The organism is Pseudooceanicola onchidii (assembly GCF_004959925.1).
In the GTDB taxonomy this organism is placed as follows: domain Bacteria; phylum Pseudomonadota; class Alphaproteobacteria; order Rhodobacterales; family Rhodobacteraceae; genus Pseudooceanicola; species Pseudooceanicola onchidii.
The window spans coordinates 440,887-464,549 of the sequence record NZ_SPUW01000003.1 but is presented as its reverse complement, the minus strand read 5'-3'; the positions used below and the strand labels follow the sequence as shown (position 1 = coordinate 464,549).

General features: G+C 65.0%; 23 protein-coding genes. 12 read left to right on the top strand and 11 right to left on the bottom strand.

The annotated features are described in order from the left end of the window. Positions 1-8: 8 nt before the first annotated feature. Positions 9-428, top strand: coding sequence for a protein tyrosine phosphatase family protein (locus tag E4S58_RS15230; protein ID WP_136637302.1), 420 nt, complete (start codon positions 9-11; stop codon positions 426-428). A gap of 73 nt (positions 429-501) precedes the next feature. Here E4S58_RS15230 and E4S58_RS15225 read toward each other — a convergent pair whose 3' ends face one another. The 5 genes from E4S58_RS15225 to E4S58_RS15205 form a co-directional block, all read right to left on the bottom strand. Beyond that, the gene (locus tag E4S58_RS15225; protein ID WP_169052685.1) at positions 502-1,599 is read right to left on the bottom strand and encodes a FliM/FliN family flagellar motor switch protein; all 1,098 of its coding nucleotides are present in this window, start codon (positions 1,597-1,599) and stop codon (positions 502-504) included. A 161-nt stretch (positions 1,600-1,760) separates the two neighbouring features. Then, the gene (locus tag E4S58_RS15220) at positions 1,761-4,442 is read right to left on the bottom strand and encodes an ATP-binding protein (RefSeq protein ID WP_136637300.1); all 2,682 of its coding nucleotides are present in this window, start codon (positions 4,440-4,442) and stop codon (positions 1,761-1,763) included. Beyond that, positions 4,442-4,735 carry a hypothetical protein gene (locus E4S58_RS15215; protein WP_136637299.1) on the bottom strand — a complete coding sequence of 98 codons (294 nt, stop codon included), beginning with the start codon at positions 4,733-4,735 and terminating at the stop codon, positions 4,442-4,444. The genes E4S58_RS15220 and E4S58_RS15215 overlap by 1 nt, the downstream gene beginning before the upstream one ends. Beyond that, positions 4,732-5,100, bottom strand: coding sequence for a response regulator transcription factor (locus E4S58_RS15210; protein WP_136637298.1), 369 nt, complete (start codon positions 5,098-5,100; stop codon positions 4,732-4,734). Before E4S58_RS15210 ends, E4S58_RS15215 begins: the two co-directional genes overlap by 4 nt. Before the next feature lie 82 nt (positions 5,101-5,182). After that, positions 5,183-6,511: a helix-turn-helix transcriptional regulator gene (locus tag E4S58_RS15205; protein ID WP_136637297.1), complete on the bottom strand. Its 1,329-nt coding sequence runs from the start codon at positions 6,509-6,511 to the stop codon at positions 5,183-5,185. Between the two features lie 221 nt (positions 6,512-6,732). Between E4S58_RS15205 and E4S58_RS15200 the strand changes: the two genes are divergently transcribed. From E4S58_RS15200 to aat, 10 genes are all read left to right on the top strand, one after another. After that, positions 6,733-8,076 carry a substrate-binding protein gene (locus E4S58_RS15200; protein WP_136637296.1) on the top strand — a complete coding sequence of 448 codons (1,344 nt, stop codon included), beginning with the start codon at positions 6,733-6,735 and terminating at the stop codon, positions 8,074-8,076. A gap of 121 nt (positions 8,077-8,197) precedes the next feature. Further along, positions 8,198-9,229 (top strand): branched-chain amino acid ABC transporter permease, encoded by a 1,032-nt coding sequence (locus tag E4S58_RS15195; RefSeq protein ID WP_136637295.1) that lies wholly within the window; start codon positions 8,198-8,200, stop codon positions 9,227-9,229. A 3-nt stretch (positions 9,230-9,232) separates the two neighbouring features. Further along, a complete protein-coding gene (locus tag E4S58_RS15190; RefSeq protein ID WP_136637294.1) occupies positions 9,233-10,429 on the top strand; it encodes a branched-chain amino acid ABC transporter permease in 1,197 nt (398 codons plus the stop codon). A gap of 11 nt (positions 10,430-10,440) precedes the next feature. Continuing rightward, entirely contained in the window at positions 10,441-11,205 is a 765-nt protein-coding gene (locus E4S58_RS15185; protein WP_136637293.1) for an ABC transporter ATP-binding protein, read from the top strand. 91 nt (positions 11,206-11,296) lie between these two features. Then, the gene (locus E4S58_RS15180) at positions 11,297-12,052 is read left to right on the top strand and encodes an ABC transporter ATP-binding protein (protein ID WP_136637292.1); all 756 of its coding nucleotides are present in this window, start codon (positions 11,297-11,299) and stop codon (positions 12,050-12,052) included. Between the two features lie 222 nt (positions 12,053-12,274). After that, positions 12,275-14,224 (top strand): acetate--CoA ligase, encoded by a 1,950-nt coding sequence (gene acs, locus E4S58_RS15175; protein ID WP_136637605.1) that lies wholly within the window; start codon positions 12,275-12,277, stop codon positions 14,222-14,224. 150 nt (positions 14,225-14,374) lie between these two features. Further along, entirely contained in the window at positions 14,375-15,040 is a 666-nt protein-coding gene (locus E4S58_RS17940; protein WP_169052684.1) for a PRC-barrel domain-containing protein, read from the top strand. Positions 15,041-15,204: 164 nt separating this feature from the next. Beyond that, positions 15,205-15,708 (top strand): acetyl-CoA carboxylase biotin carboxyl carrier protein, encoded by a 504-nt coding sequence (gene accB, locus E4S58_RS15160; protein WP_136637289.1) that lies wholly within the window; start codon positions 15,205-15,207, stop codon positions 15,706-15,708. A 22-nt stretch (positions 15,709-15,730) separates the two neighbouring features. Further along, a complete protein-coding gene (gene accC / locus E4S58_RS15155) occupies positions 15,731-17,080 on the top strand; it encodes an acetyl-CoA carboxylase biotin carboxylase subunit (protein WP_136637288.1) in 1,350 nt (449 codons plus the stop codon). 156 nt (positions 17,081-17,236) lie between these two features. After that, positions 17,237-17,899: a leucyl/phenylalanyl-tRNA--protein transferase gene (gene aat / locus E4S58_RS15150; RefSeq protein WP_136637287.1), complete on the top strand. Its 663-nt coding sequence runs from the start codon at positions 17,237-17,239 to the stop codon at positions 17,897-17,899. Here aat and E4S58_RS15145 read toward each other — a convergent pair. The 3 genes from E4S58_RS15145 to E4S58_RS15135 are packed head-to-tail and all read right to left on the bottom strand — an operon-like array spanning position 17,854 to position 19,069. Next, complete coding sequence (locus tag E4S58_RS15145; protein ID WP_136637286.1) at positions 17,854-18,225, bottom strand: DUF2155 domain-containing protein; 372 nt, start codon at positions 18,223-18,225, stop codon at positions 17,854-17,856. The genes aat and E4S58_RS15145 overlap by 46 nt on opposite strands. Continuing rightward, complete coding sequence (mlaD, locus tag E4S58_RS15140) at positions 18,222-18,674, bottom strand: outer membrane lipid asymmetry maintenance protein MlaD (protein WP_136637285.1); 453 nt, start codon at positions 18,672-18,674, stop codon at positions 18,222-18,224. The genes E4S58_RS15145 and mlaD overlap by 4 nt, the downstream gene beginning before the upstream one ends. Before the next feature lie 11 nt (positions 18,675-18,685). Further along, on the bottom strand, positions 18,686-19,069 hold the full coding sequence (locus E4S58_RS15135) for an NADH:ubiquinone oxidoreductase subunit NDUFA12 (protein WP_136637284.1): 384 nt from the start codon (positions 19,067-19,069) through the stop codon (positions 18,686-18,688). Between the two features lie 172 nt (positions 19,070-19,241). Here E4S58_RS15135 and E4S58_RS15130 point away from each other — a divergent pair, with 172 nt between their 5' ends. After that, the gene (locus tag E4S58_RS15130) at positions 19,242-20,996 is read left to right on the top strand and encodes an FkbM family methyltransferase (protein ID WP_136637283.1); all 1,755 of its coding nucleotides are present in this window, start codon (positions 19,242-19,244) and stop codon (positions 20,994-20,996) included. On the opposite strand, the gene E4S58_RS15125 is transcribed toward E4S58_RS15130, so the two are convergent. The 3 genes from E4S58_RS15125 to E4S58_RS15115 all read right to left on the bottom strand — a co-directional run bounded on the left by E4S58_RS15125 (position 20,981) and on the right by E4S58_RS15115 (position 23,501). After that, positions 20,981-21,352, bottom strand: a complete 372-nt coding sequence (locus tag E4S58_RS15125) for a RidA family protein (RefSeq protein WP_136637282.1) — start codon at positions 21,350-21,352, stop codon at positions 20,981-20,983. The two genes, E4S58_RS15130 and E4S58_RS15125, sit on opposite strands and share 16 nt — an antisense overlap. Positions 21,353-21,417: 65 nt before the next feature. Then, on the bottom strand, positions 21,418-22,686 hold the full coding sequence (gene clpX, locus E4S58_RS15120) for an ATP-dependent Clp protease ATP-binding subunit ClpX (protein ID WP_136637281.1): 1,269 nt from the start codon (positions 22,684-22,686) through the stop codon (positions 21,418-21,420). Between the two features lie 185 nt (positions 22,687-22,871). Further along, a complete protein-coding gene (locus E4S58_RS15115; protein ID WP_136637280.1) occupies positions 22,872-23,501 on the bottom strand; it encodes an ATP-dependent Clp protease proteolytic subunit in 630 nt (209 codons plus the stop codon). Positions 23,502-23,663: the final 162 nt, after the last annotated feature.

Here is a 23,663-nt window from a genome sequence, read left to right as displayed (position 1 = left end):
CTAGCGTCATGCAAATACGTCAGGTCACCCCCCGCTACTCCGTCTCGCCGCAAATCGCGCCCGAGGATATGGAGGCCATCCGCGCCCACGGCTTCACCACCGTGATCTGCAACCGCCCGGACGAGGAAAATCCGCCGGATTGGCAGGCTGCCGCCATGGCCGAGGCCGCGAAGGCTGCGGGGCTCGACTTCGTGGTCATCCCGCTGACCCATCAGACGATGACGCCGGACAACATCGCCCGGCAGGATGCCGCGGTCACCGGATCCGATGGACCGACGCTGGCCTATTGCGCTTCGGGCACCCGCAGCACGGTGATCTGGTCCCTGGCCCGCGCGGCCGAGGGGATGTCGGCAGACGAGATCCTGAAGACCGCCGCCGAGGCAGGCTATGACCTGTCGGGTCTGCGCCCCCGGCTGGAACAGGGCTGACAGGCCCGTCCGACCGACGATCCGACGTTCTGAAACCGGCCGCGCTGTGGCCGGTTTTTCTTTGGACCCAAGCTCAGTCGATGATCGGCAGGGTCGCCATAGGCATCGCGCCCAGGTCAGGTAGGTCATCCTCGTCGTCGTCCATGCCCGGCAGATCCCCAAGATCCGGCAGGTCCCCCAGCAGATCATCCTGCTGTTCGACGGGGGCCGGGGCGAAATCGGGCTCGGCCCCGACCGCGCCGATGTCGATCTGCGGCAGCGGCGCGGGGTCGGGCTCCGGCTCGGGCGCGGGTCTTGCAGCGGCGGAAACCGCGACAGGATCGGCCCCGGGGGCATCGGGCGGCGCGACATCGCCCGCAATCTGCGCAATCCTCGCCTCGGGGGCGCCGGGCAGATGCAGGCGGAGCGCACGCATCCCGTTGACCTGACCCAGTTTCGTCGTCCCGATCACCGTCTGCGGCCCGACCTCGACCTCGGTCCGGGCCAGCGCATCCCGCGGGATGGTCAGCACCTCTCCGACTTCAAGCTTGCTGACGGCGGACAGTGGCATCGACACGCGATGCAGCACCGCGCGCAATTCGGTCGGGGCCTGCAATATCTGCGGCTCGAGCGCACCTGAGACATCCGTGCCGCCGCCCACCGGTCCAATGGCGACCTCTTCGACGACGGGCATCATGATCATCGCCTCGCCCTCGCGGCGCGCGGCCAGGTCAAGCGAATAGCGGATCACGTGGAAATCCGTGGCCTTCAGCGCCAGCGACAGCATCCGCGCCGAGTCCATCATCGTGCCGAAGCGAAAGCCGCGCGCCCAGGGCGCGATACCGCCTTCGTCCAGCAGGTCCTCGAACCGTTCCAGCATGTCGTCGATCAGCGGCGCGACCATGGCGGCGTCGGTCCGGGTCACGCGCCGGGTGTCGGGCGCGTTGGCCGCCACCTGCCCAATCGTCTGTGCTTCGACCAATCCCGCCACCAGGGGAAACGGCAGATGCGCCGCCCCGACAAGCCCTTCAGGACCTTCGAGCAGAAGGATCAGCCCGCCGTCGGGAATCGACTCGACCGCCGCGTCCAGCGTTTCCTCGGAAACCGAGATTCCGCTGGCCGCCGCGGGAAGATCCCACAGGTCCTCTGCGGCGCGGGCAATGGACAGACGAAGGGCCTTGGCTGGCGACATCGCACGTGCCTGCCAGACCTCCTTCGCCACGCTTGCCTTGCGGCGCAAGATTGATTTTGGGCTAGCGCTTTCCATCGCCTCCGACACACTGACCCCACTGACTGGAGAGCAGACTAGTCAAGGATGGTTACCATCTTCTTTATCGAAACCATGCCGTCGGACTATTGCGCGGCCATTGCATCCCGAAGCGGCAGGGTGACCCGGAACGCGGCCCCCTGCTGTCCCGGCAGATAGGTGATCGACCCGCCCAGGCGCGCCATGATCTCGCGACAGATGGCAAGGCCCAGCCCCGCGCCACCGGCCTGCTGTTCGCCGACGCGAGCGAATTTCTCGAAGATCATGTCCTGCTGATCCGGCGCGACCCCGGTGCCGTTGTCGACGAAATCGATCATCAGCAGCCCGTCGACCGCCCGCGCCCCGATGGTCAGCGTCGGCTCAGGCGCGTCGCAGTATTTCTGGGCATTCGCGATGAGGTTGATGAAGACCTGCGCCAGCCGGTCGCCATCAGTCACCAGAACCGTATCCTCGCGCCCCTCGCGGTGCAGGCGCAGCTTGCCCCGGTCGGCCCCCGTCGCCGCCACCGCGTGGTCCAGGAAATCCGACAGCCGTCCCGGCGCGATATTCATCCGCACCTGCCCATTTTCCAAAACCGACAGGTCCAGCAGATCGTCCAGAAGTCGCGTCAGGCGGATCGCCTCTCCGTGGATGATGCCCGCGTATTTCGCCTTGGCCTCGCCCTCCAGATCCTCGGCGTCGCGCAGGATTTCCGAAAACGCCCGGATCGAGGTCATGGGTGTGCGCAATTCATGGCTGATCTGGCTGAGAAACGCGTCCTTCTGCACCGACAATGCGGTCAGCTTTTCGTTGGCCGTGCGAAGCTGTCGCGCGGTGCGGGTCAGCTCGGCTGATTTCGCCTCAAGCTGGCTGGAATGTTCCATGATCTGCGCGGTCTCATCCGCCACGGCCAGCAGATCCTCGACCGAGATATTGGCCCCCCCGGTGATCTGCGCGATCATCGCATGCGCCGTCGCGGCCCCGACCGACCCGGCCAGTTCACGCTCAAGCTGCAGCAGGAAGGCCGGTGTGGGTTCGGGCAGGTACCCCTCAAGCCCCTGGTCCAGGGCGGCGCGACGGAACAGGTCCTGCGCCTCGGTCGCGCCAAGGATGCGCTGTGCCATGATCATCAGGTCTTCGCTTTGCGCCATCCCCCCGGACCAGCCCCGCGTCGGGGCGGTGTGGTCGAAGACATTGACGAACTGCGCGCCCTGCAGCCGTTCCAGCGGCGTCGGGAAGGTAAAGACCGAGGCCGTGACGAAGACCAACGCATTCAGCGACAGCGACCAGAAGACCCCGTGCACCAGCGGGTCGAGCCCCGGGATGCCGAACAGCGCATAGGGCTTCAGCCACCCCATGCCAAACGGCCCCTCGGCCATGGTGCCCGCAGGGATCACCACGTCGGGACCGAAGCTGGGCAGGAACAGGCACCAAAGCCAGACCAGGCCGCCCGTCACCAGCCCCGCCAGCGCACCGACCCGGTTCGCGCCGCGCCAGAAGATGCCGCCGATCAGCGCGGGCAGGAACTGCGCCACCCCCGAGAACGAGATCAGGCCGATCGCCGCCAGCGCCGTGCTGCCGCCCGAGATGCGGTAATACAGGTATCCAAGCGCCAGGACCCCCACGATGGAAAACCGGCGCGACAGGATGACGATGTTGCGCACGTCGCCAGACACCATCGCCCCCGCCTGCTGCCGCGACAGCCAGATCGGCATGACGATGTGGTTCGACACCATGGTCGACAGCGCGATCGAGGCGACGATGACCATCGACGTGGCCGAGGAAAAGCCCCCCAGGAAAGACAGAAGCGCCAGCCCGTTGCGCCCCTCGGCCAGCGGCACCGACAGCACGAAAAGGTCGGGGTTCGTGCCCGCGGGCATCAGGTCCAGCCCCACGACCGCGATCGGCACGACGAACAGCGACATGGCCAGCAGGTACAGCGGGAAGGCCCAGGCGGCGGTGCGCAGGTGGCGTTCGTCCTCGTTCTCGACCACCAAGACCTGGAACATCCGCGGCAGGCACAGGAAGGCCGCCGCCGACAGCGCCGACAGCGCCATCCAGCGGTCAGGCTGCACCTGCCAGTCCCCAAGGGAGGACGCGTCGATCCGGTCCATCGTGGCCCCGATGCCGCCGCCGATCCCCCAGACGACGAAGACCCCGACTGCCAGCAGTGCAAAAAGCTTCACCACCGCCTCGACCGCGATGGCCATGACGACGCCGTGGTGGCGTTCGTTGGCATCCAGGTTGCGCGTGCCGAAGAGCACGGTGAAGAACGCCAGCCCCACGGCCACCCACAGCGCGGTAGAGTTCTGGTCATCCAGCGGGCGCACCGTGGCGTCGGCGACGGAAAAGCTGGCCACGGAAAGGGTTACGGACTGAAGTTGAAGCGCGATATAGGGGGTCGTGCCGACCACGGCGAGGCCGGTCACCAGCACCCCCAGCAGCGTCGACTTGCCATAGCGCGACGAGATCAGGTCGGCGATCGAGGTGATGTTCTGGCTGCGCCCGATCCGCACCAGCTTGCGCACCGCCCAGAACCAGCCGATCATCATCAGCGACGGGCCGATGTAGATCGTCAGGTACTCCATCCCCGACCGCGCCGCATAGCCGACCGCCCCGTAAAAGGTCCAGGCCGTGCAGTAGATCGACAGCGACAGCGTGTAGACCATGGGGGATCGCAACCAGGCCGCCTGCCCCCGCATCGCCGCGCGTTCCGCCCCGAAGGCCACCAGGAACAGCACCGCCACGTAGCCCAGGCAGACGAAGACCAGCAGGTTCAGCGACGCCATCAGCCGCCCCGCGACGGGTCGTCATCCCCCCGCGCCTCTGTTTCTGTGGGGTCCAGGTTGTGCGACAGGTAGAGAGAGGCCAGCACCAGCGCCACCCAGACCCCGAAGATATAGATCATCGCAGAGGAGGTCGGCGGCACCTCGGACGCCTCGCCGATGCCCTGACGCGGCCAGAGCAGTGGCAGCATCAGCAGCACGCCGCCCAGGATCGGCATCAGACGCGCCGCATCCGCAAGCCGCCGCTGGCGGTAACTGCCGCGCCCCAGGAACAGGCGATTGCGCAGATCGCTCATGGCCGGACGAGGTCCCGGACGGCCTCCAGCACTTCGGAGTTCGAGAAGGGCTTGGCCATGAACCGGCTGGCGCCAAGCGATTCGGCCATCTCGCGGTCCTTGGTCTGCCCGCGCGCGGTCAGCATCAGCACCGGCAGATCGGCCGTCTCGGTCGCGGCCCGCAGGTCGCGCAGGATGTCATAGCCCGACCGCCCCGGCAGCATCACGTCCAAAATCACGAGGTCGGGCTTGCGCGCGCCGACCGCCGACACGGCATCCACCCCGTTGGAATGGGTCGCCACCCGCCAGCCATCCCGCGACAGGATAAAGCTGATCGCCTCGATGATGTTTGGTTCGTCCTCGATGACCAGAACCGTCTTGTCCATCCCGTCTCCCCCTACGGCACGAAACCCCGGTTACCCGTGGTGGGTCAACCTGCCCGATTGAAACTTCCAAGTCAAAGACAACTCACGCCCCCCGCGCCATGATCGACGGCTCGCGCCGCGCCGCGCAGTCTTCGCGCGGGCAGATGCGGCAGGTCACGCCCACACCGCGCACCGGGGTGTTCGCGCCCTCGCCCGCCCCCTCGGCCGGCCAGAGCAGCATGTGCGTCCGCAGGATAGGCTCGTCCCAGCCCGGCGCCGCGCCATCAGCTTCGGCAATCGCGTAGGCGTCGAAAACCCCGTCGCTGCGCCCGGCCATCTGCACCCGCGCCCGCACCGGGTACATCGGTCGCTGCAGGGCGGTGAACAGCGGCCACAGCGGACAGGCCGCGCCGAACCGGGGCAGCGGAAACCCCGGCAGGTCGCGACGATAAAGGAACGTGCCCGAAGCATCGGCGATCACCAGCCCCGGCGCGGCGGGCAGCAGATCGTCCGTCACCTCGCGCGGCAGGCTCACCAGCCGCCGCATCACCAGTGCCACACCCAGCCCAAGCGCGGCGGCCAGCCGGACCGGATCCGCCCTGTCCTCGGAGCGCAGCCCGCGCAGCGCTTCGACAAGCCGCGCCATGGGCAGCGCCGCCACATCCGCCGCCATCCGGCCCAGCCGGTCGCGCGCCAGCCCCTGCGCCGAGACCGATGTCAGGTTTGCGGCCGCGATCACCGCGTCCGGGGCCGCCCCGCGTTCCAGGTCGGGAAAGGCATGACCGGCGGCATCGAGGAAGGCGTCCACCTCCTCTTGCGGAGAGTTCACGGTGGCGTCGCGGGCCTGCCCGGCGTCCAGTTCATCCACCAGCCGCTGCGCCCCTTCGGCCAGCCGGGCGCTGTCTTCGTGGATATTGCGGTGAAAGCGGTCGCGCCATTCGGGCTCAAGCTCTTTCGTATCCACGAGGATCGAGGAGGAGGCATGGATGGCGGTGACGGTCGACAGCACCTCGTGCAGCGACGCGGCCAGATGCGGGTCATGGGCCAGCCGGTCGGTCAGCGCCTCGACCGATTGCTCCAGCTGCCCGATCCGGCCGTGCTGCGTCGACAGCAGCTGCGCCCACCCCGGGAACCGCCCGGCAAATTCATCGACGGCCTCGACCTCGGCGGCGGCCAGGGCCCCGTCCGCGGCTGCCTCGCGCAGGGTGCCGGTCAGCGCGGCCTCGGCCCCCTCCGACAGCAGCGCGGCCTCGACCCCCAGTACCTGCGCGATATCCAGCAGCAGTTTTCCGCCGATTCTGCGCCGGTTGTGTTCGATCAGGTTGAGGTAGGAGGCCGAGATCCCGGCCCTCCGCGCCAGTTCTGCCTGCCTGAGGCCCAGCATCACCCGCCTTTCGCGGATCCGACTGCCGGCAAGTGAGCTGCGCGCCATCGCCAATTCCTCCGCCGTTTCAAGGGCTTTCTGCAGTGCGAAATAATTTCTTTACATCCCATACCACGGCATTGTGCATTTGTTTACAAAAAAGTTTAACGATTAAAGGCCGTTGTTGATTTGTTTTCTTTCCCTCTGCGATAGTGACTTTGCACACATGTGCCTGCGAGGCGCGCTAGAGGAGACGCGCACCCCGCATCCATACATATGGGAGGAAACTCATGACCAAGACTCTGTCGCGTCGTGGCGTGCTGAAAACAGGTGCCGTAGCCGGCGCCGGTGTTGCATTGCCCACGATCTTCACCGCGTCTTCCGCGGCGGCCTTCACAAACGAACCGACGGGCAGCACTGTCACGCTTGGCTTCAACGTGCCGCAGACCGGCCCCTACGCAGAGGAAGGCCTTGACGAACTGCGCGCGCAGGAACTTGCCGTCCAGCACCTGAACGGTGAAGGCGATGGCGGCATGATGAACACCTTCAGCTCAAAGGCGCTGAAAGGGAACGGCATCATGGGCAAGCAGGTGAAGTACGTCACCGGTGACACCCAGACCAAATCCGACGCCGCCCGCGCATCCGCGAAGTCGATGATCGAAAAAGACGGCGCGGTCATGATCAACGGCGGCTCGTCCTCGGGCGTGGCCGTGGCTGTTCAGGGCCTCTGCCAGGAAGCCGGCGTGATCTTCATGGCCGGTCTGACCCACTCGAACGACACCACCGGCAAGGACAAGAAGGCCAACGGGTTCCGTCACTTCTTCAACGCCTACATGTCGGGTGCAGCACTCGCACCGGTGCTGGCGAAGGAATACGGCAAGGACCGTCGCGCCTATCACCTGACCGCCGACTACACCTGGGGCTGGACGCAGCAGGAATCGATGGCAGCCGCCACCGAGGCCATGGGCTGGGAAACCGTCAACAACGTGCTGACGCCGCTCGCCTCCACGGACTTCTCGTCCTACATCACGCCGGTCCTGAACTCCGGCGCAGACGTGCTGGTCCTGAACCACTACGGCGGAAACATGGTGAACTCGCTCACCAACGCCGTTCAGTTCGGCCTGCTGGACAAGATGGTCAACGGCAAGAAGTTCGAGATCGTCGTTCCGCTGTATTCGGAACTGATGGCCGCCGGTGCAGGTGAAAACGTGCAGGGCGTCATCGGGTCGATGAACTGGAACTGGCAGCTGCAGGACGAGGGCTCCAAGGCCTTCACCAAGTCCTTCGGTGAAAAGTACGGCCGTCCGCCGTCGAACTCGGCGCACACCTGCTATGTGCAGACCCTGCTTTACGCAGACGCCGTGGAACGTGCCGGGTCCTTCAACCCCTGCGCCGTGGCCGAAGCCCTCGAGGACTTCGAATTCGACGGCATGGGCAACGGCCCGACCACCTATCGCGGCGCCGACCACCAGTGCTTCAAGGACGTGCTGGTCATGCGCGGCAAGGAAAACCCGACGAACCAGTACGACACGCTGGAAATCGTCGAAGTCACTCCGCGCGCGCAGGTCGAATACGCACCGGATCACCCGATGTTCGCCGGCGGCGATCTGGGTGAATGCAACCCGGGCGCCTAAGCCATGACACCTGGGGTGCGTGCACGTCGCGCACCCCACATCGACACCCTGGTCCCCAAGGGGACCGGCAGGGTGCGTGCCATGCACGCGCCTTGGCTTTTCTCATCCAGAGGGACGGGACATGGACGTCATCATTCCACAAATTCTGAACGGCCTGGACAAGGGATCGGCCTATGCGCTGATCGCCCTTGGCCTGACACTGATCTTCGGCACGCTCGGCGTGGTCAACTTCGCCCATGGCGCGCTGTTCATGATCGGCGCCTTCTGTTCGGTGGCGCTGTCCAAGCTGCTGTCGGTCAGCTACGTGACCGAAGACCCGACCCAGAAGGACTTCCTGGGCAACCCTCTCAAGGTGGAAACGCCCTACGTCGAATCCTGGTTCGGTCCCGAGGTGGGCGGCGCGATCATCGACTGGTCCGTGCCGCTCGCCATCCTCTTTTCCATCCCGATCATGATCGTGGTGGGTCTGGTCATGGAACGCGGGCTGATCAAGCACTTCTACAAGCGTCCGCACGCTGACCAGATCCTCGTGACCTTCGGTCTGGCGATCATCCTGCAGGAACTGGTGCGCGGCATCTACGGTGCCAACCCGATCCAGACCCCCGCCCCCGACGCCTTCAAGGGATCGGTCGATTTCGGCGCGGCCTTCGGCTTTGACCCGAACGTCATCATCTATCCCTACTGGCGGATGATCTACTTCTTCTTCTCAGCCGTGGTCATCGGCGGTGTCTTTGCCTTCCTGCAGTTCACCACCTTCGGCATGGTCGTCCGCGCCGGAATGGCAGACCGCGCCACCGTGGGCCTTCTGGGCATCAACATCGACCGCCGCTTCACCATCATGTTCGCCATCGCCGCCGTTGTCGCGGGCTGGGCGGGCGTGATGTACGCACCGATCAACGCGCCGAACTATCACATGGGCATGGACTTCCTTGTGCTGTCCTTCGTCGTGGTCGTCGTCGGCGGAATGGGCTCCCTGCCCGGAGCGGTCGCCGCGGGCTTCCTGCTGGGTATCCTGGAAAGCTTCGCCTCGATGACAGCGGTGAAAGAGGTGCTCGACGGGATCGACCAGATCATCATCTACCTCGTTGCAATTATCATTCTGCTCACCCGCCCGCGCGGCCTGATGGGCAAAAAAGGCGTGATGGAGGACTAACTCATGCTGGGTCTCGATAAGAAAGACACCGGGCTCCTGCTCGTCGTGGTGGTGCTGGCGCTGTTTGCACCCTTCATCCTCAACCTCTTCCCGACCAACTCCGGCATGGCCTTCTTCAACGGCGGCTATCCCGACCTGATGCAGCGGTTTGCCATCTTCGGCATCTTCGCCATCGGCTTCAACATCCTGTTTGGCCTGACCGGGTACCTGTCCTTCGGTCACGCTGCCTTTCTGGGTGTCGGATCCTATGCGGCGGTGTGGATGTTCAAACTGCTGAACTTCAACATCCTGCCGGGCCTGGTGCTGTCGGTGATCGCCGCGGGCCTGCTGTCGGTGCTGATCGGCTATATCTCTCTGCGCCGGTCGGGGATCTACTTCTCGATCCTGACGCTGGCCTTCGCGCAGATGATGTACGCCATCGCCTATTCGGACCTTCTGGGCCGCTGGCTGGGCACCACCATCACCAACGGCGAAACCGGCCTGCAGATCTACAACGACGATCCGCAGATCCTGCTGGGCAACGGACCGAACGTGCCGCACCTCTTCGGGCTCGAGATGCGCTCGAAGGTCGACCTGGCGCTTGGCCCGTGGAACTTCACTTTCCCGGTCGGCTACTACCTGTGTGCGATCCTGCTGATCCTGGCCTTCTACCTGTCGATCCGCATCTTCCGCTCGCCCTTCGGCCTGATGCTGCGCGCGATCAAGTCGAACCAGACGCGGATGATGTACACCGGCCTGAACGCCAAGCCCTACACGCTGGCCGCCTTCGTCATCTCGGGCATGTACGCGGGTCTCGCGGGCGGTCTGCTGGCGGCGATGGACCCGCTGGCAGGCGCCGAGCGGATGTACTGGACCGAATCCGGCGCGGTGGTGATCATGACCATCCTCGGCGGCGTCGGCACCCTGATCGGCCCGATCCTGGGCGCAGGCACCATCAAGTACATGGAAAACATCATCTCCAAGATGAACGAAAGCCTGCTGGACTCCTGGTTCGCCTTCCTGCCCGACTGGCTGCAGCACGCGGTCGTCTGGGTGGCCACCTGGTTCACCGGCGAAGGCTGGCACATGACCCAGGGCCTGCTGTTCATGCTGGTCATCATCTTCCTGCCCGGCGGGCTGGTTGAGGGCGGCCAGAAACTCACCGGTCTGTTCGGGCGCAAGCGCGCCCAGACGCAGACCAAGACCGAACCTGCGGAATAAGGACTGGAGCAATGGGAATTCTCGAAGTCAAGAACGTCAACAAGCGGTTCGGTGGCCTCAAGGCCCTGTCCGAGGTCAACCTGAGCGTCGAGGAAAACTCGGTCCACGCGATCATCGGGCCGAACGGCGCGGGCAAGTCGACGCTGCTGAACTGCCTGGTCGGCAAGCTGATCCCCGACACCGGGTCGGTCATGTTCGACGGCCAGTCGGTGCTGGGCCGCAACGCCTATGAGATCAACCAAATGGGGATTTCGCGGGTGTTCCAGACGCCCGAGATCTTCGGCGACCTGACCGTCATGGAAAACATGATGATCGCCTGCTTTGCAAAGCGCGACGGCGCCTTCACCCTGCAAGCCATCGGCAACATGATGAAGGAGAAAGAGGTCGTCGACAAAGCCGAGCACATGCTGGAAAGCATGAACCTGGCCGACAAGCGCGAGATGCATACGGCTTCCATGTCGCGCGGCGACAAACGCCGGATGGAAATCGCCATGTGTCTGGCGCAGGAGCCGCGCCTGCTTCTGCTGGACGAACCGACTGCGGGCATGGCGCGTGCCGACACCAACAACACCATCGATCTGCTCAAGAAGATCAAGGACGAACGCGACATCACCATCGCGATCATCGAACACGACATGCACGTCGTCTTCTCCTTGGCGGAACGGATCACGGTGCTGGCGCAGGGCACGCCCCTGGTCGAGGACACGCCGGAAAACATCAAGGGCCACCCGAAGGTGCGCGAAGCGTATCTTGGTGAAACCCAGGTCGCTGCGTGACACGGGCTGTGGCGGGGTGAACCCCGCCCTACGCCAACACCACCCGTAGGGCGGGGTTCACCCCGCCGCTCCCGGAAAAAGGACCGTTACCATGAACGTCAAACCCGACTTCTCCAAGGGCCACAACTTTGCCGAAACCGCCCCGGCCTTCCTGTCCGTCTGGAACATGGAGGCCTATTACGGCGAAAGCTACATCGTGCAGAACATCAGCTTCAACGTGCACGAGGGCGAGATCCTGGCGCTGCTGGGCCGGAACGGCGCCGGCAAGACCTCGACCCTGCGGTCGATCGCGCGGATGGACGATCCGCAGGTCACCCATGGCGAGATCTGGCTGGACCACCAGCCGCTGCACAAGATGAAAAGCCACGAGGCCGCGCAGGCCGGGATCGGCCTTGTGCCCGAGGATCGCTGCATCATCCCCGGCCTCACGGTCGAAGAGAACATCAAGCTGGCCCAGATCGCCCCGCCGATCGGCTGGTCGCTCGATCGTCTCTATGAACTCTTCCCGCGCCTCGGCGAACGCCGCCAGCAGGAAGGCGTCACGCTGTCGGGCGGGGAACAGCAGATGCTGGCCATCGCCCGCGCCCTGTCGCGCGACATCAAGGTGCTGCTGCTGGACGAACCCTATGAGGGCCTTGCCCCCGTCATCGTCGACGAGATCGAGAAGACGCTGCGCATCATCAAGGAACAGGGCATCACCACGATCCTGGTGGAACAGAACGCCGTGCGCGCGCTGGAACTGGCCGACCGGTCGGTGATCCTGGACACCGGGTCGGTGGTCTTTGACGGCTCTGCGAAGGAAGTGCTTGGCAACGCCGAGCTGCGCGCCGAATATCTGGCCATCTGATCGGCTTCGATCCCCGCAAGGGCGACCACGACCTTTGTCGCCCTTGCAGGAAACCCAGTGATTTCCGATAGCTGGGCCAACCAATACCCTGGCGACGTCCCGAAGGAGGGGCCGGACGACGCCAGCCGGACCCGGGTCTCGGCCCGCCACGCCACCGCCCCTGCCATCGACGACCCGCTGGCCCGCACGGCCATCGGATGTTCCAGTACCGAAGGAGTGATCATGACCGATCAGACCTATCCGCCCTCTGCCGACATGGTGTCGAACGCCCATGTGGATGCGGCGAAATACGATGCGATGTACAAGGCCTCTGTCGCCGACCCGGACAGCTTCTGGGCAGACGAGGCGCGCAAGCGTCTGGACTGGAGCACGCCCTTCACACGCGTGAAGAACACCGATTTCACCCTGGGCCAGGTCGCGATCAAGTGGTTCGAGGACGGAGAGCTGAACGTCGCGGCCAACTGTATCGACCGCCACCTGGACACGCGCGGCGACCAGACCGCGATCATCTTCGAACCGGACGATCCCAAGGACCCGGCGCAGCACATCACCTATGCCCAGCTGCACGACAAGGTCAGCCGCCTGGCCAATGTCTACAAGGCCCATGGCGTCGGCAAAGGTGACCGGGTCATCATCTACCTGCCGATGATCCCCGAAGCCGCCTATGCCATGCTGGCCTGCGCCCGCATCGGCGCGATCCATTCGGTCGTCTTCGCGGGCTTCAGCCCTGACGCGCTGGCCAACCGGATCAACGACTGCGACGCCAAATGCGTCATCACCGCAGACACCGCCCCCCGTGGCGGCCGTCGCACCGCGCTGAAATCCAATGCCGACGCGGCCCTGCTGCACTGCAAGGACAGCGTGAAATGCCTGGTGGTCAAGCATACCGGCGACCAGACCACCTGGGTCGAGGACCGCGATGTCGACGTCAAGGCCGAGATGGAGGCCGCCTCGGCCGACTGCCCCGCCGTGCCCGTCAACGCCGAGGATCCGCTGTTCATCCTCTATACCTCGGGCTCGACCGGCAAGCCGAAGGGCGTGGTGCATTCCTCGGGCGGTTACCTGCTCTATGCCGCAATGACCCAGCAGATCACCTTCGACTACCACGACGGCGACATCTTCTGGTGTTCGGCGGACGTGGGCTGGGTGACCGGCCACAGCTATATCATCTACGGCCCCCTCGCGAACGGCGCGACCACGCTGATGTTCGAAGGCGTGCCGACCTACCCAGACGCTTCGCGCTTCTGGCAGGTCTGCGAAAAGCACAAGGTGAACCAGTTCTACACCGCCCCGACCGCCATCCGGGCCCTGATGGGCCAGGGCGACAGCTTTGTCGAAGGCGTGGATCTGAGCGACCTCAAGGTGCTGGGCACCGTGGGCGAACCGATCAACCCCGAGGCCTGGAACTGGTACAACGACAAGATCGGCAAGGGAAAACTGCCAATCGTCGACACCTGGTGGCAGACCGAAACCGGCGGCCACATGATCACCCCCCTGCCCGGCGCGACGCCCACCAAGCCCGGCTCGGCCACCACGCCTTTCTTCGGCGTGCAGCCGGTCGTGCTGGAACCGACCTCGGGTGAGGAAATCCACGACACCACGGCCGAAGGCGTTCTGGCCATCAAGGACAGCTGGCCCGGCCAGATGCGCACCGTCTGGGGCGATCACGACCGGTTCGAAAAGACCTATTTCAGCGACTACAAGGGCTACTATTTTGCCGGTGACGGCTGCCGCCGCGACGCGGACGGCTACTACTGGATCACCGGCCGGGTCGATGACGTCATCAACGTCTCGGGCCACCGCATGGGCACGGCCGAGGTCGAATCCGCACTTGTCGCCCACGCCAAGGTCGCCGAAGCGGCTGTCGTCGGCTACCCGCACGAGGTCAAGGGACAGGGCATCTACTGCTACGTCACGCTGATGAACGGGGTCGACCCGTCGGACGAGCTGAAGAAGGAACTCCGCACCTGGGTCCGGACCGAGATCGGCCCGATCGCCAGCCCCGACCTGATCCAGTGGGCCCCCGGCCTGCCCAAGACCCGGTCGGGCAAGATCATGCGCCGCATCCTGCGCAAGATCGCGGAAAACGACTATGGCGCGCTTGGCGACACCTCGACCCTCGCCGATCCATCGGTGGTGGACGAGCTGATCGAAAACCGCGCCAACCGCTGATCCTGCCGGTCAGACATCGCAAGGGCCGTCCCCCGGGGCGGCCTTTCGCGTGCGGAATGGCAACAATGCGCCGCATTCATGGTTAACGACGGAACAGTTTCACCCGGTCCCTTGTTGGTTCTTCGCAACCGTATGGGAAAGGAGAGAGACATGAGCCAGTTCACAACCAAGATTATGTCAAGCATGCTCTCTGGGGTGACGATGGTTGCCCTGTCCCTTCCAGTGACGGCGCAATCCGCCAACGGCTCTGCCAATGCCGCAGGGGCCTCGGCCGCAGCAAGCGGTGCCGCGAGTGGCGCGGCCGGTGCGGCCAATGCCGCCGGTGGTCTCGGTGGTGCCAGTGCAGCCGGTGGTGCAAACGCAGCCGGTGGTGCAAACGCAGCCGGTGGCGCCAGCGCGGCCGCAGGCGTCGCGACCAACGCATCCGCCGACGCCCCCGGCACCGCACGTAGCGAAATGGCCAAGGAAAAGTCCACGCCCCCCCGCGCAATCCCTGCCGATCAACTTCCCGACAACCAGACAACCGTCGGAGAGCTTGTCGGGCAGCATCTGGCCAATGCCCAGGGTCGCTATATCGGCCAGATCGACGATGTGGTGATGATCCGGGGCGAAGCCATGGCCATCATCGGTGTGGGCGGTTTTCTGGGGATCGGAGAGCGCGACGTCGCGATGCCGGTGACCGAACTGTCGTTCCGCAACAACCGCGTGACCGCCATGGGCTATACCGAAGACCAGCTGGAAGCGATGCGCGAATACCGCCCCGAAAGCTCGACGCCGCTGAAATCCGACACGCTTTTGATGATCGGCGCGCTGTAGACGCCATCCGGATCGGGCATATGCCTACGCCGCATGCCCCAAACCACCCCAGACAGAATGTCGCAGGTCAATCCTTTCCTCCCCGGACGACTTGGCCTATAAGGCGGCCCAGTCTGGAAACGAGCAGCGGCCGATCCGGCGCGCTTTCTCTGGTGAGGACCCATATGACCAACAAGACGACCGAAGCCGACGTGGCCTTCATCAAGGCGCTGGCGGAACTGCTGCGCGACAACGAACTGACCGAGATTCAGGTCAAGCGGGACTATGGCGAGGATGACAGCATCAACGTCCGCGTCTCGAAGAAGGTCGAGGTCGCCGCGGCGCCTCAGGCCGTGCACGTCGCCGCTCCGGCACCTGCAGCCGCCCCGTCTGCCGCAGCCGCCCCCGCGGCCGCCGCAGCCTCCGCAGCACCCGATGAAGATCCCGCCCAGCATCCCGGCGCCGTGACCTCTCCGATGGTGGGCACCGTCTACATGCAGGCCGAACCGGGCACGCCCCCCTTCGTGAAGGTCGGCGACCAGGTGTCCGAAGGCGACACCCTGCTGATCGTCGAGGCGATGAAGACCATGAACCAGATCCCGGCTCCGGTATCCGGCACGGTCAAGCGTATCCTCGTCGAGGACAAGGCCGCCGTCGAATACGGCGCCCCGCTGATGATCATCGAATAAGCCACGGAAATAGGACCAGCGCATGTTCGACAAGATCCTGATCGCCAACCGGGGTGAGATCGCCCTTCGCGTGATCCGCGCGGCCCGCGAGATGGGCATTCGCAGCGTCGCGGTCCATTCGACCGCAGACGCCGACGCGATGCACGTCCGTATGGCCGACGAATCCGTCTGCATCGGCCCGCCCCCGGGCACCGACAGCTACCTGCACATCCCCTCGATCATCGCGGCCGCCGAAGTGACCGGCGCGCAGGCGATCCATCCGGGCTATGGCTTCCTGTCGGAAAACGCGGGCTTCGTGCAGATCGTCGAGGACCACGGCCTCACCTTCATCGGCCCGACTGCGGAACACATCCGGGTCATGGGCGACAAGATCACCGCCAAGGACACGATGAAGGCGCTTGGCGTGCCTTGTGTCCCCGGATCCGACGGCGGCGTGCCTGACCTGGCCGCGGCCAAGGAGATCGGGCGCGAGTTCGGCTATCCCGTCATCATCAAGGCCACCGCCGGCGGCGGCGGTCGCGGCATGAAGGTGGCCAATTCCGAAGCCGAGATGGAACGCGCCTTCCAGACCGCCCGGGCCGAGGCGAAATCCGCCTTCGGCAACGACGAGGTCTATATCGAGAAATACCTGACCACGCCGCGCCACATCGAGATCCAGGTCTTCGGTGACGGCAAGGGCGGTGCGGTGCATCTGGGCGAGCGTGACTGTTCGCTGCAGCGCCGCCACCAGAAGGTCTTCGAAGAGGCCCCCGGCCCCTGCATCACCCCCGAGGAACGCGCCCGCATCGGCAAGGTCTGCGCCGATGCCGTGGCCAAGATCAACTATGCCGGCGCCGGCACGATCGAGTTCCTCTATGAAAAGGGCGAGTTCTACTTCATCGAGATGAACACCCGCCTGCAGGTGGAACACCCGGTGACCGAGGCGATCTTTGGCGTCGACCTGGTGCGCGAACAGATCCGCGTCGCCGAGGGCATGCCGATGTCCTTCACCCAGGACGACCTGACGATCAACGGCCACGCCATCGAGGTCCGCCTGAACGCCGAGAAACTGCCGGACTTCGCCCCGCGCCCCGGCAAGATCACCGCGTTCCACGCCCCCGGCGGGCTGGGCGTGCGGATGGATTCGGCACTCTACGACGGCTACGTGATCCCGCCCTACTATGACAGCCTGATCGGCAAGCTCATCGTGCACGGCCGCGACCGGGCCGAAGCTCTGGCGCGTCTTGACCGGGCCCTGGGCGAGCTGATCATCGACGGCGTGGAAAACACCGTGCCGCTGTTCCATGCCCTGCTGCAGGAGCCCGACATCCAGTCCGGCACCTACAACATCCACTGGCTGGAACACTGGCTGGCCCAGGGCAAGCTGGGCTGACCCTGCGCCCCGGCCAGCGCGCCGGGGCTTTCCCGATGGTGGCTGCGTGCTTTGCACGCACCACTGCGCGAGTGTTAAGCCAACCGCTTGGCAACCCCTCGCAATTTCCCATCCTGCATGGCACACTGCCCCCAAGACCAGGGGCGCGGGCAGACGATGAAAGACCACGACAGCGCGGATCTGACAGCAGACCTGTTGCTGCACGCCTATACGGCGGGCATCTTTCCCATGTCCGAACATCGCAATGACCCGGATGTCTTCTGGGTCGAACCCCGCCGACGCGGCATCATCCCGATGGACGGGTTCCGGATTTCGCGGTCACTGGCGCGGGCACTGCGGCGCGACGACTACCACGTCACGATCAACCGCGATTTCGACGGCACGGTGGCGGGCTGCGCCGACCGGGACGAGACATGGATCAGCGGCAAGATCACGGACCTGTATGGCCAGCTGCACGACAGCGGCCATGCCCATTCGCTTGAGGTCTGGGATGACCTCGGGCTGATCGGCGGCGTCTACGGCGTGTCGCTCGGGGCTGCGTTTTTCGGGGAAAGCATGTTCTCGCGCCGGACGGATGCGTCGAAGATCGCCCTGGCCTGGCTGATGGTGCACCTGAACCGCAGCGGCTATCGGCTGTTCGACGCGCAGTTCCTGACCCCGCACCTGGCCACGCTTGGCGCGATCGAGGTCAGCCGGGGTGAATACCGCGCACAGCTGGCCGACGCGCTGATGCTGCCCGCCGAATTCACCTCACAGCCCCTGCCCGCCAGCGGTCAGGAGGTCGTGCAGCTCAATACCCAGATATCGAAGCGGAAATGATCCAGCGCGTTCAGCGCCGGGGATGACGCCACCATCCAGCCCGAGAAGATCGGGTCCGGAGACTTGGCCGGTTCGGTGATCGTCATGAAGGCAAAGGCATCGCCTGCCTCGTTGCCCTCGGGATAGCGGCATTCCCACATGGTGACCGACAGCTTGCCGATCATGGCGGCCGATCCCGCAGGCACGGTCACGTCCGTCCGCAGGCCGGTCATCTTGTCCAGCCCGCGCAGCACCGCACCGGTGCCGACCGAGACGTCTTCCTGCGCCGCCACGGGCGACACCATGGCCCCGCACAGGGCCAGTGACATCAGAACCTTGCGCATCATTCGCTGTCGCCCCCGCCGGCCACGAATTTGAGAAGCAGGGAGATCAGGCTGACCGCGCCCTGGGTGTCCAGCACCTCGTCTCCGGCTTCGTAATTGAAGGGCGATCCGCCCGGCAGGATCTCGACGAAGTTCCCGCCCAGCAGCCCTTCCGAGGATATCACCACCTGGCTGTCGTCAGGCAGCATCACGCCGTCCTGCACGGTAAAGGTCGTCCTGGCGCGGAAGCTTTGGGGATCCAGGTCGATCCCCGTCACCGTGCCCACCTTGACACCCGCCAGCCGCACGTCTGTGCCCAGGCTCACGCCCTCGGCCGACCGGAAAGAGGCCGACAGCGGATAGCCCCCTGCCGCACCGCCGACCCCGGCGATCTGACCCGCGTAGACGGCAAAGCCGATCGCCAGCGCCAGAACGGCGCCGCCCACGGCGACTTCGGTGGTGCTGTGCGACATGTGCGCTCCGCTTATTCGGGGCTCCAGGCCTCGTAATCCTTGCGCACCACCGGTTCGGGGCGGCGCAGGGATCCGGCGGGGGCATAGGCTTCGGGCGTGCCGGTCAGGTTCGGCAGGTGCGGCTTTTCCCAGTCCTTGTGAACCAGCGGCCGTTCGGTCGGGATTTCCTTGAAGGTGTGGTGCAGCCAGCCGTGCCAGTCCGGGCCGATCCGGCTTGCCTCGACCTCGCCGTTGTAGATGACCCAACGCTTCTTGCCATCATTGGCCGAATAGAAGACGTTGCCATATTCATCCTCGCCCACCTTGGTGCCCTTGCGCCGCGTGTACAGCAGCGTGTTCAGGGTCGCGCCCTGCCACCAGGTGGTCGCGCGGAAGAGGGTGTTGAGAATGCCCATGGAAGCCTCCGTCATTCGGTCCCCCCTTCTATGGCGAATGCGGGCCGCTTCGTCCAGTGGCCCCGGCGCCGCATCCCCCCGGCATGACGCCGGATTTACCGAAAAACCGCTGTTTTCCAAGACATCCTGTGGCAAGGTCCCGCCAAGTGACCGCAGCAGGCCCCCGACCCCCATGACCGATGCCCCCTACGCCGCGATCTGCAAAGGCGTGAAAATCCCCCCCTCGCCCTTCCTGACCGACACGCGGATCGCGCGGATCGAAGAGGCGCGGTATGAGGGCGAGGAAATCGCGGGCGCGCTGGCGGTGGTCACGGAAAAGGACCGCGTGCTGGAAATGGGCGCGGGTCTGGGCGTGGTTGGCGGTGTCACGGCGATGAACGCGAAGCCGCAGGCCATCCTGTCGTTCGAGGCCAACCCCAACCTGATCCCGCACATCCGCGCGCTGTATGCGCTGAACGGCATCGAGGACCGGATCGAGGTGCGCAACCAGCTGCTGATCGCCGCGCCCGACCGGCCCGACACGCTGACCTTTCATGTCCACAACAGCTTTCTCGGCTCATCGCTGATCGACCGCGAGGACCGCAGGACCACCCCCGTCACCATCCCGACCGTCGGTTACGAGGCGATCCGGACCAAGTTCCGCCCGACCGTGCTGATCATGGACATCGAGGGCGGAGAGATGGACTTCCTGGAAAATGCCAACCTCGACGGGATCCGCGCGGTGGTGATCGAATTTCACCCGGGCGTCTATGGCGTCGACGGCATGAAGGCCTGCAAGCGCGTGCTGCGCCGGGCGGGGTTCACGCCGGTCAAGTCGAAGTCCACCCGCTTTGTCTGGACCTGCCTGCGCAGTGACACCGCCTTTGCCGCCCCCGACCCCGATGCGGGCTGGTCGCGCCGGATCGTGACCATCGATGGCGCGATCGTGGTGCCCCCCGCCGAACGCAAGCATGTCCAGACCACCGGCGTTCTGACCGCGCTTGGCCAGCCCGTGCCCCAGGCCGCGCTCTGGCGCGGGCACCGGCTGCTGACCGAGGCCCCCGCAGAACCCGCCGAAGCGAAACCCCTGCCCGGCACATGGCTGTGGGGCGGTGTGATGTGGCGGTATTTCCCGCATTTCGTGACCGAAAGCATCACACGTCTCTGGGCGCTGGACCAGCTGGATCAATCGGACCTGGCCGGGATCCTGTTCGTGCCCAAAAGCCCCGACAACACGGACCCGCCGCCGGGATTCCAGAAGGACTTCTTCCGCCTTATGGGCACCGACCTGCCGCTTGTCGAAGCGCGTGAACCGCTGGCGCCCGAACGGCTGATCGTGCCCGGTCAGGGGTTCGGCCTGGGCGACATCAGCCGCGGCACGGTGGAATTCCGCGCGGCGGTGAAGAACCGCTTTGCCGTCGATGTGCGGCCCCATGGCCCCGAGAAGATCTATATCAGCCGCTCGCGGCTTGGCCCGCAGCGTGGTGCGCTGCTGGGCGAACCCTACCTGGACGCCTACCTTGAGGCCGAGGGATACGAGGTCTTTCACCCGCAGGATCACAGCCTTGAGGTTCAGATCGCCCGCTACCGCGCCGCGACCCATGTGATCGCCGCCGAGGGGTCATCGCTGCACCTCTATGCCTTTGCCGGGCGTCCCGATGCGAAGATCGCCATGCTTCTGCGGCGGCAATCGGCGGCCACGCAGCATATCTCGACCCATATCGAAAGCTTCACCGGGGTCGCGCCGCTGTGGATCGACCACCTGCGCCAGACGTGGAAACGGACGGACACGCCGCGCAAGCGGTTGCACATAAGCGAACCGGACTTCGCGGCGATCCAGTCCGACCTGCGCCGCGCCGGATTGATCCGTCGCGACGGCCCAGACTGGCAGCAGCCCCCGCAGTCTGAACTGCAGGCGCTGCTGGGATCGAATTACGAGCTTGCCTGAGGCGCCAGCGCGGTCACCTCGATCTCGATCTTGTACTTGTCGTCGATCAACCGGCATTCGATCATCGTCGCGGCCGGCGGGTTGTCTTCGAAGGCGTCCGCCAGGATCGGCCAGCAGGCTTCGAAGTCCTTGCGGTCGGGCAGGTAATAAACGACCCGCACCGTATCGGCGAGCGACGCACCCGCCTTTTCCAGCGCATCCGCAATGGTGCCCAAGGCAGCGCGGCACTGGTCCTCGACCGTGTCGCCCTGGCCAACGGTGCCCGCGACATGCACGAAGCCCCCGGCCACGACGGCGCGGCAGTAGCCGATCTTCTTCTCGAACTCGCCGCCCGAGTGAATGCGTTGAATTGTCATTGGTCTCTCCACGAAAATGGGCGGGAAAAACCCCGCCCATGTCAGTCAGTTCATGCCAAGGCGGGTCAGCCCGCCGTCGCGCCTTCCTTCTGCGCTTCGGCATAGATCATCAGAGGCTTCGCGTCCGAGGACACGGCCTCTTCGTTCACGACGACCTCGGTCACGTCCGACATGCTGGGCAGGTCGAACATGGTGTCCAGAAGGATGTCTTCCAGGATCGACCGCAGGCCGCGGGCCCCGGTCTTGCGTTCGATGGCGCGCTTGGCGATGGCGGTCAGCGCGTCGTCGGTGAAGCTCAGCTTGGCCTCTTCCAGTTCGAACAGGCGCTGGTACTGCTTGACCAGGGCGTTCTTCGGTTCGGTCAGGATAGTGACCAGCGCGTCCTCGTCCAGGTCTTCCAGCGTTGCCAGGACCGGCAGACGGCCGACGAATTCCGGGATCAGGCCGAACTTGAGCAGATCCTCGGGTTCGAGTTCCTTGAACAGCTCGCCCACGCCGCGATCGTCATTGTCCCGCACGTCGGCGCCAAAGCCCATGGCCGAGCCCTTGCCGCGCATCGCGATGATCTTGTCGAGCCCGGCAAAGGCGCCGCCGCAGATGAACAGGATGTTGGTCGTGTCCACCTGCAGGAATTCCTGCTGCGGATGCTTGCGGCCACCCTGCGGCGGCACCGACGCCACGGTGCCTTCCATCAGCTTCAGCAGCGCCTGCTGCACGCCCTCGCCCGACACGTCGCGGGTGATCGAGGGGTTTTCCGACTTGCGGGTGATCTTGTCGACTTCGTCGATGTAGACGATGCCGCGCTGCGCTTTCTCGACGTTGTATTCCGACGCCTGCAGCAGCTTGAGGATGATGTTTTCCACGTCTTCGCCCACGTAACCGGCTTCGGTCAGCGTGGTCGCATCGGCCATGGTGAAGGGCACGTCGAGGATCCGCGCCAGCGTCTGCGCCAGCAGCGTCTTGCCACAGCCCGTCGGGCCGATCAGCAGGATGTTGGATTTCGCCAGTTCGATGTCGTTGCCGGCCTTGGCCGAATGGTTCAGGCGCTTGTAGTGGTTGTGCACCGCCACCGACAGCACGCGCTTGGCGATCTTCTGGCCGATCACGTAGTCGTCCAGAACGTCGCAGATCTCTTGCGGAGAGGGTACCCCTTCCGAGCTTTTCAGCCCGGTCGACTTCGTCTCTTCCCGGATGATGTCCATGCAAAGCTCGACGCATTCATCGCAGATGAACACGGTCGGTCCCGCGATCAGCTTGCGCACCTCATGCTGGCTCTTTCCGCAGAAAGAGCAGTAGAGGGTGTTCTTGCTGTCACCGCCAGAGTTGTTCGCCATCTCGCACCTTTCCCCCCAAAGGGGATCATCCTTTCCCGGGTGTCCACCAGGGGCGGACGCGGGCCGGGCCTTGTGATCAGCCTAGGGTAGGCCCCGGCTGTCCACAATGTCAAAAATCTGTCACGACGGGATCGTGACCGGGCCGCGACAGGTCGCCGCGCGGTCACTTTTTGCCGCAACCCTCGTTACTTGTCGTCGTCTTCTTTCGGACGTGCGGCAAAGATCTCGTCGATCAGGCCCCAGTCCTTGGCTTCCTCGGCGGTCATGAAGTTGTCCCGCTCAAGCGCGTCGACGACCGTTTCATAATCCTGGCCGGTGTGCTTGACGTAGATGTTGTTCAGCCGTTCCTTCAGGCGTTCGGTGTGCTTGGCGTGGATCATGATGTCCGTCGCCTGGCCCCGATAGCCGCCCGAGGGCTGGTGCACCATGACCTCGGCATTGGGCAGCGCATAGCGCATCCCCGCTTCGCCGCCCGCCAGCAGCAGCGAGCCCATGGAGGCCGCCTGCCCGATCACCAGCGTCCCGACCTTGGGCCGGATGTACTGCATCGTGTCGTAGATCGACAGACCCGAGGTCACCACGCCACCGGGGCTGTTGATGTACATCGAGATATCCTTGGTCGGGTTCTCGGCCTCGAGGTGCAGAAGCTGCGCCACGATCAGCGAAGACATGCCGTCATGCACCGGGCCGGAAACGAAGATGATCCGTTCCTTCAGCAGGCGCGAGAAGATGTCATAAGCCCGTTCGCCACGGCTGGTCTGTTCGACCACCATCGGCACCAGCATATTCATGTAATTTTCGTAAAGGTCGCTCATGTCCATCCCTGCTCGTCCTACCCGTCAGTCATACCCTGTCAGGGGCTAACAGAGTCTTAGTTACGCGTTCCCCGGGCTGCAAGGGCCAGCGGGTTAAAGTGTAACCCGGTGGTAAATGACGAGGCGGAAACAGGGCGGCCGATACCGTGCCGATAGCCCGCC

Excerpts from the sequence above, each read along its gene's own strand:
- E4S58_RS15210 (WP_136637298.1), bottom strand. The coding sequence starts at position 5,100 with ATGGACAAGACGGTTCTGGTCATCGAGGACGAACCAAACATCATCGAG.
- E4S58_RS15200 (WP_136637296.1), top strand. The coding sequence starts at position 6,733 with ATGACCAAGACTCTGTCGCGTCGTGGCGTGCTGAAAACAGGTGCCGTA.
- E4S58_RS15215 (WP_136637299.1), bottom strand. The coding sequence starts at position 4,735 with ATGAGCGATCTGCGCAATCGCCTGTTCCTGGGGCGCGGCAGTTACCGC.
- E4S58_RS15135 (WP_136637284.1), bottom strand. The coding sequence starts at position 19,069 with ATGGGCATTCTCAACACCCTCTTCCGCGCGACCACCTGGTGGCAGGGC.
- E4S58_RS17940 (WP_169052684.1), top strand. The coding sequence starts at position 14,375 with ATGAGCCAGTTCACAACCAAGATTATGTCAAGCATGCTCTCTGGGGTG.
- E4S58_RS15205 (WP_136637297.1), bottom strand. The coding sequence starts at position 6,511 with ATGGCGCGCAGCTCACTTGCCGGCAGTCGGATCCGCGAAAGGCGGGTG.
- E4S58_RS15180 (WP_136637292.1), top strand. The coding sequence starts at position 11,297 with ATGAACGTCAAACCCGACTTCTCCAAGGGCCACAACTTTGCCGAAACC.
- E4S58_RS15230 (WP_136637302.1), top strand. The coding sequence starts at position 9 with ATGCAAATACGTCAGGTCACCCCCCGCTACTCCGTCTCGCCGCAAATC.
- acs (WP_136637605.1), top strand. The coding sequence starts at position 12,275 with ATGACCGATCAGACCTATCCGCCCTCTGCCGACATGGTGTCGAACGCC.
- accB (WP_136637289.1), top strand. The coding sequence starts at position 15,205 with ATGACCAACAAGACGACCGAAGCCGACGTGGCCTTCATCAAGGCGCTG.
- E4S58_RS15145 (WP_136637286.1), bottom strand. The coding sequence starts at position 18,225 with ATGATGCGCAAGGTTCTGATGTCACTGGCCCTGTGCGGGGCCATGGTG.
- E4S58_RS15185 (WP_136637293.1), top strand. The coding sequence starts at position 10,441 with ATGGGAATTCTCGAAGTCAAGAACGTCAACAAGCGGTTCGGTGGCCTC.
- E4S58_RS15130 (WP_136637283.1), top strand. The coding sequence starts at position 19,242 with ATGACCGATGCCCCCTACGCCGCGATCTGCAAAGGCGTGAAAATCCCC.
- E4S58_RS15225 (WP_169052685.1), bottom strand. The coding sequence starts at position 1,599 with ATGTCGCCAGCCAAGGCCCTTCGTCTGTCCATTGCCCGCGCCGCAGAG.
- E4S58_RS15125 (WP_136637282.1), bottom strand. The coding sequence starts at position 21,352 with ATGACAATTCAACGCATTCACTCGGGCGGCGAGTTCGAGAAGAAGATC.
- aat (WP_136637287.1), top strand. The coding sequence starts at position 17,237 with ATGAAAGACCACGACAGCGCGGATCTGACAGCAGACCTGTTGCTGCAC.
- clpX (WP_136637281.1), bottom strand. The coding sequence starts at position 22,686 with ATGGCGAACAACTCTGGCGGTGACAGCAAGAACACCCTCTACTGCTCT.
- mlaD (WP_136637285.1), bottom strand. The coding sequence starts at position 18,674 with ATGTCGCACAGCACCACCGAAGTCGCCGTGGGCGGCGCCGTTCTGGCG.
- accC (WP_136637288.1), top strand. The coding sequence starts at position 15,731 with ATGTTCGACAAGATCCTGATCGCCAACCGGGGTGAGATCGCCCTTCGC.
- E4S58_RS15115 (WP_136637280.1), bottom strand. The coding sequence starts at position 23,501 with ATGAGCGACCTTTACGAAAATTACATGAATATGCTGGTGCCGATGGTG.
- E4S58_RS15195 (WP_136637295.1), top strand. The coding sequence starts at position 8,198 with ATGGACGTCATCATTCCACAAATTCTGAACGGCCTGGACAAGGGATCG.
- E4S58_RS15190 (WP_136637294.1), top strand. The coding sequence starts at position 9,233 with ATGCTGGGTCTCGATAAGAAAGACACCGGGCTCCTGCTCGTCGTGGTG.
- E4S58_RS15220 (WP_136637300.1), bottom strand. The coding sequence starts at position 4,442 with ATGGCGTCGCTGAACCTGCTGGTCTTCGTCTGCCTGGGCTACGTGGCG.